The organism is bacterium, assembly GCA_040755755.1.
GTDB lineage: Bacteria > SZUA-182 > SZUA-182 > DTGQ01 > DTGQ01 > DTGQ01.
The window spans coordinates 1-11,092 of sequence record JBFLZW010000039.1 but is presented as its reverse complement, the minus strand read 5'-3'; the positions used below and the strand labels follow the sequence as shown (position 1 = coordinate 11,092).

The window sequence follows — 11,092 nt, the reverse complement described above, 5'->3', positions numbered from 1 at the left end:
CCTGGAAGCAAGCAAAAAGTAAAAAGGCACAAGGAGGAACTTATTTTACTTTTACTTTTCAATGATATCCTCTGCGTCTCAGCGTCTCTGCGGGAGAATTACTAATTCTTATGTAAGTGCCATTCAGATTAAGGCCGAAAATCGCTCCTTCTGCCCTATTTTTCCCGATCCTTTACCTCAATTGAATGTTTTTTGGAATACCCACCAGATATCTGGATCTTATAATAATCTCAGCAGAAGGTAGATGCTCACCACCTCCCGAAGCATGGTTGTTTCTGCTCCTTCCCAGAGCCCTGGAAGCACTCCGGGGGACAGCAGGACAGGAGAAATCTCGGCAAGCGTTGTTACGTAATGATGTCCCCTCCGGGAAAAGCGCTTGACAGCAACAGTCGCTAACTGTAAACTAAAAAATCATTATAAGGTACATTGGATTGATTCCTGCCCGTAGATGGAAATGTGCTTCTGATTATGGAAGGTTAAGTGATATTCTGACCATCAAGATTTAACCTTTTATCTAAAGATAAAAAAGTCAACTCTCAACAAATTGAGCAGGGAAGGCAGTTGTCCCTCCCAGAAAACCATCCGCCATGAGCGATTCCGAAAAGTGGCTATCGACCGACCTGTATGTAACCTACAGGTATACATCAGTATTTTCCACGACCACGAATACCCCGGAGAACCGCAAGGAGGACTATCATGCCCCAGGTATTTGATAACATCGATAATCATCTTCTGACTGCTCTTTCAGAAGCAATGGGATTGTCCGAACGGGCTGACTTTTGCGTTGGGTATTTTAATCTTCGAGGATGGCGGCTGGTTGATGAGCTGGTCGAGAAGTGGCAAGGCGGTGTCGGCCATTGCTGCAGGCTTCTGGTTGGTATGCAGCAGATGCCCCAGGATCAGCTTCGTTCTGTGATGAGTCTACTGCCAGGCCAGGATCAGATCGATCAAGGTACAGCTCTTGTACTGAAGAGAAGACTCGCCCAGGATTTCCGAGATCAGCTCATGATCGGCATTCCGACCAACGAGGATGAAGCAGGGCTCCGCCGGCTGGCTAACCAGATTACTGCTAACAAACTGGTGGTCAAGCTGTTCCTGCGGTACCCTCTTCACGCCAAATTATACCTGCTCTTTCGACAAGATCCCATCAACCCCAAAATCGGCTATCTGGGCAGCAGCAATCTTACCCTTGCGGGCTTATGCAAGCAGGGTGAGCTTAACATAGACGTGCTCGACCATGACGCCTGCGATAAGCTTGCCCAGTGGTTCGAGAAGCGATGGAATGACCGGTTTTGCCTGGACATTTCAAAGGAACTCGTCGAGATCATCAATAGCAGTTGGGCGCGTCCGGAGCCGATCCCGCCATATCATATCTATGTGAAAATGGCCTATCACCTTTCCCAGGAGGCACGCGCCGGACTGACTGAATTCCGCATCCCCAGTGACTTTGGCGATACCCTGTTCGAGTTCCAGAAGGCTGCGGTGAAGATCGCCGCCCATCACCTGAATAAACGTGGGGGTGTCATGATCGGCGATGTTGTGGGGCTTGGGAAAACATTAATGGCTACCGCGCTCGCCCGCATCTTCGAGGATGACCACGGAGTGGAGACATTGATCATCTGTCCCAAAAACCTTGTTTCGATGTGGGAGGATTACCGTCAGCAGTATCGACTTCGTGCCAAGGTATTATCGATTACCAATGTTCAACGGGAGTTGCCCGATCTGCCCCGTTACCGGCTTGTACTCATTGACGAGAGCCATAACCTCCGCAATCGCGAAGGCAAACGATACCGCTTTATTGCGGATTACATCAGCTCTAATGACAGCCGGGTGATATTGCTGTCCGCCACGCCCTACAATAAGACGTATATCGACCTCTCGAATCAGCTCCGCCTCTTTATCGACGAGCAGGAGGACATCGGTGTTCGGCCTGAGCGGTTGCTTCGTGAACTTGGAGAGACGGAGTTTATCCGTCGCCACCAGTGTCCCGTGAGGTCACTGGCAGCATTCGAGAAGAGCGAGTATGCCGATGACTGGCGTGACCTGATGAGGTTATACCTCGTACGCCGCACCCGCAGCTTTATCCAGGGAAACTACGCAAAACTCGATCCGGCCTGCAATCGCAAGTGTCTCGAATTCATCGACGGCACCAGATCATATTTCCCGACCCGTGTCCCTAAAACTGTCAAGTTCGTGATCAATCCAGGAGATAAAAAAGATCAGTACGCCCGCCTTTTTGCAGATAATGTAGTAAATACAGTCAACCATCTCGCTTTGCCCCGGTACGGTTTGGGCAATTACCAGAAACCTACTCCCCACAAACCGCCAGCACCGGATGAAGCTAAAATACTGGCTGACCTTTCACGGGCTGGTTCACACCTCAAAGGATTCTGCCGCACCAACCTTTTCAAACGGCTGGAGAGCAGCGGCCATGCCTTCATTCTGTCTTTGGAACGGCATATTCTCCGTAACTACATCTTCCTGCATGCCATCGAGAATGACCTGCTGCTGCCTATCGGTACTCAGGACATCGGGCTTCTCGACACTTGGGCCACTGATGAAGACAGTGATTTGTGGAATCCGGCTGGCGATGAGGATGACGACAGCACAAGTGACCCGATCCGCCAGGTCGGCCAAGCGCTCACCGAGGATGACTTTGCCCGGCGTGCCGCCGGGGTTTACAATATGTATGCATCGCATTTCCGGAGGCGTTTCAAGTGGCTGCGGGCAGATCTCTTTGGCAATGCATTGGCTAAGGATCTCCGCAATGATGCCAATGCACTGATGAGCGTTTTGACTTTAGCCGGGCCGTGGGACCCTGACCGGGATGAGAAACTCCATGCGCTTATAAACCTGCTGGCAAAGCAACATCCACAAGATAAGGTTCTTATCTTCACCCAATTCGCTGACACAGTGAATTACCTCGAGAGCCAGCTCAAAGGCCGTGGAATTGCCGCAGTTGCGGGTGTCACGGGCGATAGCGCTGACCCCACGGCCATCGCCTGCCGGTTTAGCCCCGTTAGCAACAATAAGCGCGATAAGGTCTCGGCCAGCGATGAACTTCGCATCGTGCTGGCGACCGACGTTTTGAGCGAAGGACAGAACCTCCAGGATTGCGCCATCATTGTCAATTACGATCTGCCCTGGGCTATTATCCGCCTGATCCAGCGCGCTGGCCGCGTAGACCGTATCGGGCAAAAGGCTGACAGCATCCTCTGCTATTCCTTTCTGCCTGCTGATGGAGTTGAGCGCATTATTCGCCTTCGCAGCCGCGTACGTCAGCGCCTGCGGGAGAACGCCGAGGTTGTCGGTACAGACGAGGCGTTTTTCGATGATGAAAAGGATGACCTCCCGTTAATCGATATCTACAATGAAAAGTCCGGCATTCTGGACGGCGATGATGATACTGAAGTGGACCTGGCCTCCTATGCCTACCAGATATGGAAGAACGCCATTGATCAGGACCCGAAACTGGAAAAGGTCATCACGGCTTTGCCGAATGTGGTCTACTCCACCCGGCCTTACCAGCCTACTCATGACCAGCCGGAAGGAACGCTGGTTTATCTGCGAACCACAACAGGCCATGACGCTCTGGCATGGATTGACAAGGCAGGCAGGAGTGTCACCGAATCACAGTTCGCCATTCTGAAAGCAGCCGAATGCCTGCCGGATACACCAGCACTGCCCCGCCATGAGCAGCACCATGCTATGGTCGCCCAGGGCGTGAAACTGATCATCGAGACAGGGAAATCCGTGGGCGGTCAGCTTGGTCGGCCATCCGGCGCGAGGTTTCGCACCTACGAGCGGCTCAAAACCTATACGGACAACTGCAAGGGCATACTTTTTTCTGCCATGCCCGAACTGATGAAAGCCATTGAAGACATTTATAAGTACCCGTTGCTCCAATCAGCCATCGACATACTAAACCGACAACTCAAGAGCGGTATCACCAATGAGGCACTGGCCGAACTGGTGATTTCACTCCGCCAGGATGGTCGCCTGTGCCGGGTTTCAGAAGATGAAGAGTCGACCGAACCGCAGGTCATCTGTTCGATGGGCTTGGCTAAACCTGATGGAGAGAACTAAACTATGAAGATAGATTTTGCCCAAGTGAGGGAATGTCTCAAGTCCTTCGACTTCAACACACTCTTCCGCGAGCATCTGGGCTGGGATAATTACCAAAGCCAGATCGATATCCCCGTAGATGGCAGCAGCATCCGCCTGGCCACTATCGCCCAGAAACGAGGCTTTGTGGCTTTTATCTGCGATTCCATTCCCGACCGGTCTACACGCCTCAAGATTGATCACCAGATCACCAAATCCGTTCGCGAACATTTCGTGATCTATGCCGACCAGCCTTCTGGCAGGCAGGTCTGGCAGTGGGTCCGCCGTGAGCCCGGAAAACCCATGTCCAGCCGGGACCACCACTTCGATGTGCATCAATCCGGTGACCGGCTCATCCAGCGGCTCGAACAGATCGCCATCAGCCTTGACGAGGAGGAAAATATCACCATTGTGGATGTGGCTGGCCGAGCCCGGGCCGCCTTCGACGTAGACAGGATTACCAAAAGATTTTATGATCGCTTCAAGGCCGAGCACACCGCTTTCCTCAAACTCATCAAGGGCATTAAAGAAGATGCTGACCTCCAGTGGTACACGTCCCTCATGCTCAACCGCCTTATGTTCGTCTATTTCATCCAGAAGAAGGGCTTTCTCGATGGCGATATCGACTACTTGCGTAATCGTCTTCAGATGGTCCAAGAGGCCAAAGGCAAGGACAAGTTCCAGTCATTTTACCGCTATTTCCTGTTGCGCCTCTTCCACGAAGGTTTGGGCAAGTCCCCTGAAGACCGCAAAATTGACGCTGATCTCGAAAAACTCCTGGGCAAGGTTCCCTTCCTCGATGGCGGTTTTTTCGAGGTTCACCAGATTGAAGAGCGAAACTCCAGTATCGATATTCCGGACAAGGCATTTGAGAAACTCTTCGACTTTTTCGACCAATATTCCTGGCACCTGGATGAGCGGCCCCTGCGTGCCGATAACGAGATCAACCCGGATGTGGTTGGCTATATTTTCGAGAAGTATATCAACCAAAAACAAATGGGGGCTTACTATACCAAAGAAGACATTACCGAATACATCAGCAAGAATACCATTATCCCATTCCTTTTTGATGCTGCCGAGAAAAAATGCCCTGCAATTTTCAAAAAAGATGGCTTCCTCTGGCGCCTGCTGGCCGATAATCCCGACCGCTACATCTATCCGGCCATGCGATATGGGGTAGTTGACGAAGAAGGCAACGTAATTGAGTTGCCGCAAGAAATTGAAGCAGGCATTCAGGACGTTTCTCAGCGCAGCGGCTGGAATAAACCCGCTGATGACTCTTACGCACTTCCCACCGAGATATGGCGCGAGCATGTCGCACGGCGCCAGCGCTGTCTGGAACTGCGCCAAAAACTCCGAGCTGGCGAGGTCCACACTATCAATGACCTGATTACCCTGAACCTGGACATCTGGCAGTTTGCCCGCGATGCTATCCTCAATACCGAGAGCCCTGAAATGCTCCGTGCTTTCTGGCAGGCCATTGAAAAGGTCACTATCCTGGATCCCACCTGCGGCTCTGGCGCGTTTCTCTTCGCTGCCCTGCGCATCCTGGAAACCCTGTACAGCGATTGCCTCGAACGCATGGAGCGCTTTATCGAGGATGTGGATAATGACATAGGCACTGGCATGGGTAGTGATACAAATAATGGCACGGGCGTCCCGCCCGTGAAGCATGCCGCCACAGTGATACCATCTGTTATTCATGGGCAGGATGCCCATGCCACTCTCATTTGCCGTCAAGGTGCCTACCTGCCGCATTGGACCCAGGAAGGCGCCACTTATGCTGTTACTTTCCGTCTATTCGACTCGCTGCCAGCCACAGTGCTTAAGGAATGGCTGTTCGAGCGGGAGAATATCGTCAAGACCGCCGCACAATCGGGACGCACGTTAAGCGATAGCGAACGCCATCGTCTGGCCAGCCTTCACTCCCAAAAGATCGAGGCATGGCTTGATCGCGGTCAGGGTTGCTGCTGCCTGCGCGATGAACGTGTGGCAGCGATAGTCGAAAACGCGCTGCGGCATTTCGACGGCCAGCGCTACTACCTCATAGCCTGGTGTATCATGCCAAACCACGTGCATGTTGTGTTGACCCCTACTCAGGGGCATGACTTGCCTGCTATTCTCCACTCCTGGAAGTCCTACACTTCCAAGGAGATCAATCGTCTGCTCGGACGCAGCGGCGAGTTGTGGCAGTCCGAGTATTATGACCATCTCATCCGCGACGAGAAAGACTTTTACAAGCAAGTGGAATACGTTCTCCAAAATCCAGACGGTGCCGGCTTGTCAAACTGGCGCTGGGTGGGTACTGGTAATTGTTTCACGGGCGTCCCGCCCGTGAAACCTGCAGCCACAGTTGTATCATCTGCTATTCATGGGCAGGATGCCCATGCCACGAAAAATCTCAAGTACAGCGACTTCAAGAAAGTTCTGGCACAAATCGCCAAACATCCCAACGAGCGCTACTTTATCCTCAAATCCATCATTATCAACAATCTCTTCGGTGTGGACATTATGGAAGAAGCGGTCGAAATCTGCAAGCTCCGGCTTTTCCTTAAACTGGTCGCCCAAGTCGAGGCGGTGGAGCAAATCGAGCCCCTGCCTGATATAGACTTTAATATCCGCGCTGGAAATACTCTTATCGGCTATGCCACCGATAAGCAGGCACGTAAGGCTTTCAAGCAGGAAGCTGGCGGGCAAATGAGGCTCATGCTCGGTGATTCCGAAGCCGTCTATCGCCGGTTTGAGGAGGACGTCGAGCTCATCAAGCGCGCATTCCAACAGTTCCGCGCACAGCAGACTATTTACGGCGGCAAGGTCACCCATGAGGATAAACAGGAACTGCACTGCCGACTGAAGAAGCTCGACGATGAGCTTGACCGTTACCTTGCCGGGGAGTATGGCATTGCAGCCAATAGTTTCAAGACGAAAAAGGCCTACGAGGAGGCATTCGCCAAATGGAAGGCCAGCCATCAGCCGTTTCACTGGTTTGTCGAGTTTTATGGGATCATGAACAGCGGCGGATTTGATGTAATTATTGGGAATCCGCCGTATGTGGAGCTTTCAAAGGTCAGCGTCCAATACCACCCCCGGAACTTCTTTACCGAGTCTTGCGGCAACCTTTACGCCCTTTGTACTGAGCGGTCATTTGCCCTTCAGCATGAAAATTCCCGCTTCGGGTTCATTGTTCAGCAGCCCATCACTTCGACAATCCGTATGGCTTCTTGCCGGGAAGTCATTCTAAAAAGTTCCAGCTTTGTATGGTCTTCGACCTACGATGATCGCCCCTCAAAGCTTTTCGACGGGATGCACCATGCGCGGTTGGCCATCATTCTCGCCAAACGGGCTGCCACAAAGACGCCAACCACTATCTTATCCGTCACTCCCTATAACAAGTGGTTCAATGAAGAGCGTGAACATGTCTTTCAGAGGTTGGCCTTTATTACCATTTCGGTCGATACATTGCCGGGTGTCTTTCCAAAAATTTCAACCGAAATGGAGGTTGGAGTGATCAATAAGATGCTGCAATGCAAGGACTGGTTTGAGAGCTGGTTGTCGAAAACTGACTTACCCCACAAGCTATTCTACAAGATTACTGGCGTTGGAAGCTGGTTTACCATCACACCGCGCCCGCCGAAATTCTTCCGGGGCGATATGGAATCGTCATCAACCCGTGAGAACAAGATGGCGTTTGCTTCTAATATGATTCGCGACCGAGCCTTTTGCATCTTAAACAGCACACTGTTTTATTGGTTTTATCAAGTCCGCACTAATTGCCGGGACTTTAATCCTTCAGATTATAAATCCTTTCCCGTCCCCAAATCTTTCGGAAACGAGGACATGAGCAAGACAGCCTACAAGCTGAAGAATCAACTCGATAAATCGGCAGAAATCATTGCCGCATCCCATAGCATTACCGGTGCAATAAGATATGAGCAATTCCGACCACGCACCTGCAAACCCATCATCGATGAAATTGACCGGGTGCTGGCACGGCACTATGGGTTCACGGAGGAGGAGTTGGACTTTATCATCAATTACGATATCAAGTACCGGATGGGCTTGTCTGGCGGACAGTCAGACTGCGATGATGACAGTGAATAGGAGCCATTCATGAATGAGAATGGTCCCTACAACTTGACGTTGACATCCAAGGTATCGGAGGACCTCAACTATGGCCGATAATCTGCAGATGATGGACTTTGGTGCCCTGGTTAAGGCAATTCAGGATGTGCATGAGCAGTGCGCCGCGCAGGCGGGCAAGGCGGTCAACATCAGCCTTACCATGCGAAATTGGGCTATTGGCTTCTATATTCGTGAGTATGAACAGAACGGGGAGGACCGGGCTCAGTACGGACAGCAGCTCCTGGATACATTGGCTCAGACGCTACAGGCAGCTTTAGATAAATGCTATACGGGGCGCTACCTGGGACTATGCCGCCAGTTCTACGAGGTATATCCCCAGATTCGGAAATCACTGATTTCCAAATTCGGCATGCTGGAAAAAAGGAAATCGGCGATTTCCGAATTTCCGGCAGTCTTGGAGGCCGCTGACTCCCAAATTGTGGGATCGGAGACTTCACAATTGGGCATTCCGCCTGAGAAGTTAATTGATCGGTTATCTTTCACGCATATTGTCGAGCTGATCAAGCTTGATGATCCCCTTAAACGGGCATTTTACGAGGTTGAGTGCATCCGTGGCAACTGGTCTGTACGGGCACTCAAACGCCAGATCGCCAGCCTCTACTATGAACGTTCCGGGCTTTCCAACAACAAGAAAAAATTGGCCGAACTGGTACAGTCAGGAGCGGAGCAGGCTGAGCCGAAACTTACCGTCCGGGACCCATACATCTTCGAGTTTCTCGGCATCAAATCAAAGGAAGTTATGAGCGAGTCTGATCTGGAGGATGCCTTGCTGGATAAGTTACAGGACTTCCTGCTGGAACTTGGTCACGGCTTCTGCTTTGAGGCGCGACAGAAGCATATTCTCATCGGCAAGACCACCGGGTTTGTGGACCTGGTTTTTTATCATCGCATCTTGAAGTGCCATATATTACTCGAGCTCAAGGTGGATGAGTTCAAGCACGAACACCTCGGCCAGCTCAACACCTACGTAAACTGGTACCGCAAGAACATGATGGCCGCAGGTGACAACCCACCAATCGGTATTCTGCTTTGCACTCATAAGGACCACACTCTCGTCGAATATGCCCTCGCTGGCATAGATAATAAATTATTCGTCTCCAAATACCAACTCGAACTGCCCAAGAAAGAGGATCTCCAGCGATTCCTTGAAGAGAAACTCCGGGAGGTTGGTGATGTACCATAGATTTAAGTCAACTGGAGGAATCTCAAACTGATGCACAACAATGGATAGGGAGTAAATGGCATATTTTGCCTTGAGGTTTCAGACATCAAAATCCCACCCTTAAAGTCCTGAAACGACGTCTCAGACATCCTTATCCCGCACCAATAGATGAAAGGGATGTAGGATTAGGATACTCCGCCTATCGATATCTATAGTTTTGGGATAGATTCAAAGCCGGAGGATGACTTGCTGGACCTGCTTTGAATGAAAGTGTTATAAGGAACGAGATGGAAATCCAGTGGATTCAACAAGGTGATGATCACTACCCTAAGATACTTACTGAGAGGATGGGCACTGAAGCGCCATTGACTATTGCAGTCTTGGGTAACCCAACCATCCTGCTACTGCACCGGATGGGCCTGCTGTGCTCGGTTCGCTGCCCAGGGAGCATCGTACTCAAGACCTTCGATGCCATCCGCGAACTGCGGGATGCGGGCGTTGTGATCGCTGGAGGGTTCCATTCACCCATGGAGCGGGAATGCCTGGATTTACTCCTGCGCGGATCACAGCCTATAATCCTTTGTCCGGCCAGAAGTCTTATCGGGCTACATATCGGACAATCGAGTCGGCAGGCATTGGAGAATGGCAGACTTCTTGTGCTGTCGATGTTTGGACCTGAGATTCGAAGGACTACGTCAGCCCAAGCAGCGAAACGAAATGAACTTATCGCCGCATTAGCAGATATTGTATTCATTCCTCACGCCTCATCTGGCGGTAAGACCGAGGCCGTTGCTCACCATGCGATCAGGAGGGGACAAATCGTTGTGACATTTGCAGATAAAGAAAACGCCAACCTCATCCAGAATGGAGCCCAGCTATATGAACATAGTTATCCGTAGATCCATCCTATGAGTAACTTTATGAGTAACTTTTCCTGGAATCAGCAGAAAAATCTGATAAAATCTGAAAGGATTTAATAAGCGATTTACCAATGTTTCAGTAGGTTACGGGAATATCAAGGCGTGCTGGGGGATAGAAACAGGTATTCCTAATCCCTATGCCTATCCCAGTGAATATCCATCTTTCTGTAAGACCTACTTCTTGCAAGTGAATCCATTTTACAGTATTATTCTTGCCAATAAGAATCCTTTGCTCAATTAACATCAACTTATATTCAAGAGCCCTCAATGACCAAAGAGGAAATTATCAAAGCTATCAAGGACCAATTTCCGGATCTCACTTTGCAGAAGTCAAGGCAGATCTACGAAAGCACTGTGAATCTGGTCAGGGATTCACTTGCCAGGGGTGAATCGGTTGAAATAAGAGGATTCGGCAGATTCAGTGTCCGGGAGAAAAATCAGAGATTAGGAAGGAATCCAAGGAACGGTAAGGAGGCAGTGATCAAAGAAAGAAAAGTAGTAACCTTCAAGCCCTCAAATATTTTCAAGGAGGAGGTCTTGAATGGGCATGGGACTTCAGAATAACCCAATCCCAGCCTGTCTTGGCTCTCGGACAGGCTGGGATTGGATATATTGGGAAGAGATTCCTATAAAGCTTTTAAGTGGAATGGCACTTACATAAGCCAAGCTTATAATATAGAGAGGACACAAAGCACACAGGGAAAAAAGATCTCCCGCAGAGACGCAGAGACGCAGAGAACAACCAATCCGGCAAGGTCCTGAT

The 11,092-nt window shown here is 50.6% G+C and carries 6 protein-coding genes; all 6 read left to right on the top strand.

The window, feature by feature from the left end:
- The first annotated feature begins 587 nt into the window (after positions 1 to 587).
- On the top strand, positions 588 to 713 hold the full coding sequence (locus tag AB1611_12950; GenBank protein MEW6380498.1) for a hypothetical protein: 126 nt from the start codon (positions 588 to 590) through the stop codon (positions 711 to 713).
- A complete protein-coding gene (locus AB1611_12945; GenBank protein ID MEW6380497.1) occupies positions 697 to 4,086 on the top strand; it encodes a helicase-related protein in 3,390 nt (1,129 codons plus the stop codon). Before AB1611_12950 ends, AB1611_12945 begins: the two co-directional genes overlap by 17 nt.
- Before the next feature lie 3 nt (positions 4,087 to 4,089).
- Positions 4,090 to 8,205 carry a transposase gene (locus AB1611_12940; GenBank protein MEW6380496.1) on the top strand — a complete coding sequence of 1,372 codons (4,116 nt, stop codon included), beginning with the start codon at positions 4,090 to 4,092 and terminating at the stop codon, positions 8,203 to 8,205.
- Positions 8,206 to 8,275: 70 nt separating this feature from the next.
- A complete protein-coding gene (locus AB1611_12935; GenBank protein ID MEW6380495.1) occupies positions 8,276 to 9,430 on the top strand; it encodes a PDDEXK nuclease domain-containing protein in 1,155 nt (384 codons plus the stop codon).
- 266 nt (positions 9,431 to 9,696) lie between these two features.
- Entirely contained in the window at positions 9,697 to 10,308 is a 612-nt protein-coding gene (locus AB1611_12930; GenBank protein MEW6380494.1) for a DNA-processing protein DprA, read from the top strand.
- A gap of 288 nt (positions 10,309 to 10,596) precedes the next feature.
- Entirely contained in the window at positions 10,597 to 10,893 is a 297-nt protein-coding gene (locus tag AB1611_12925; GenBank protein MEW6380493.1) for an HU family DNA-binding protein, read from the top strand.
- Positions 10,894 to 11,092: the final 199 nt, after the last annotated feature.

Excerpts from the sequence above, each read along its gene's own strand:
- AB1611_12940 (MEW6380496.1), top strand. The coding sequence starts at position 4,090 with ATGAAGATAGATTTTGCCCAAGTGAGGGAATGTCTCAAGTCCTTCGAC.
- AB1611_12925 (MEW6380493.1), top strand. The coding sequence starts at position 10,597 with ATGACCAAAGAGGAAATTATCAAAGCTATCAAGGACCAATTTCCGGAT.
- AB1611_12935 (MEW6380495.1), top strand. The coding sequence starts at position 8,276 with ATGGCCGATAATCTGCAGATGATGGACTTTGGTGCCCTGGTTAAGGCA.
- AB1611_12930 (MEW6380494.1), top strand. The coding sequence starts at position 9,697 with ATGGAAATCCAGTGGATTCAACAAGGTGATGATCACTACCCTAAGATA.
- AB1611_12945 (MEW6380497.1), top strand. The coding sequence starts at position 697 with ATGCCCCAGGTATTTGATAACATCGATAATCATCTTCTGACTGCTCTT.
- AB1611_12950 (MEW6380498.1), top strand. The coding sequence starts at position 588 with ATGAGCGATTCCGAAAAGTGGCTATCGACCGACCTGTATGTAACCTAC.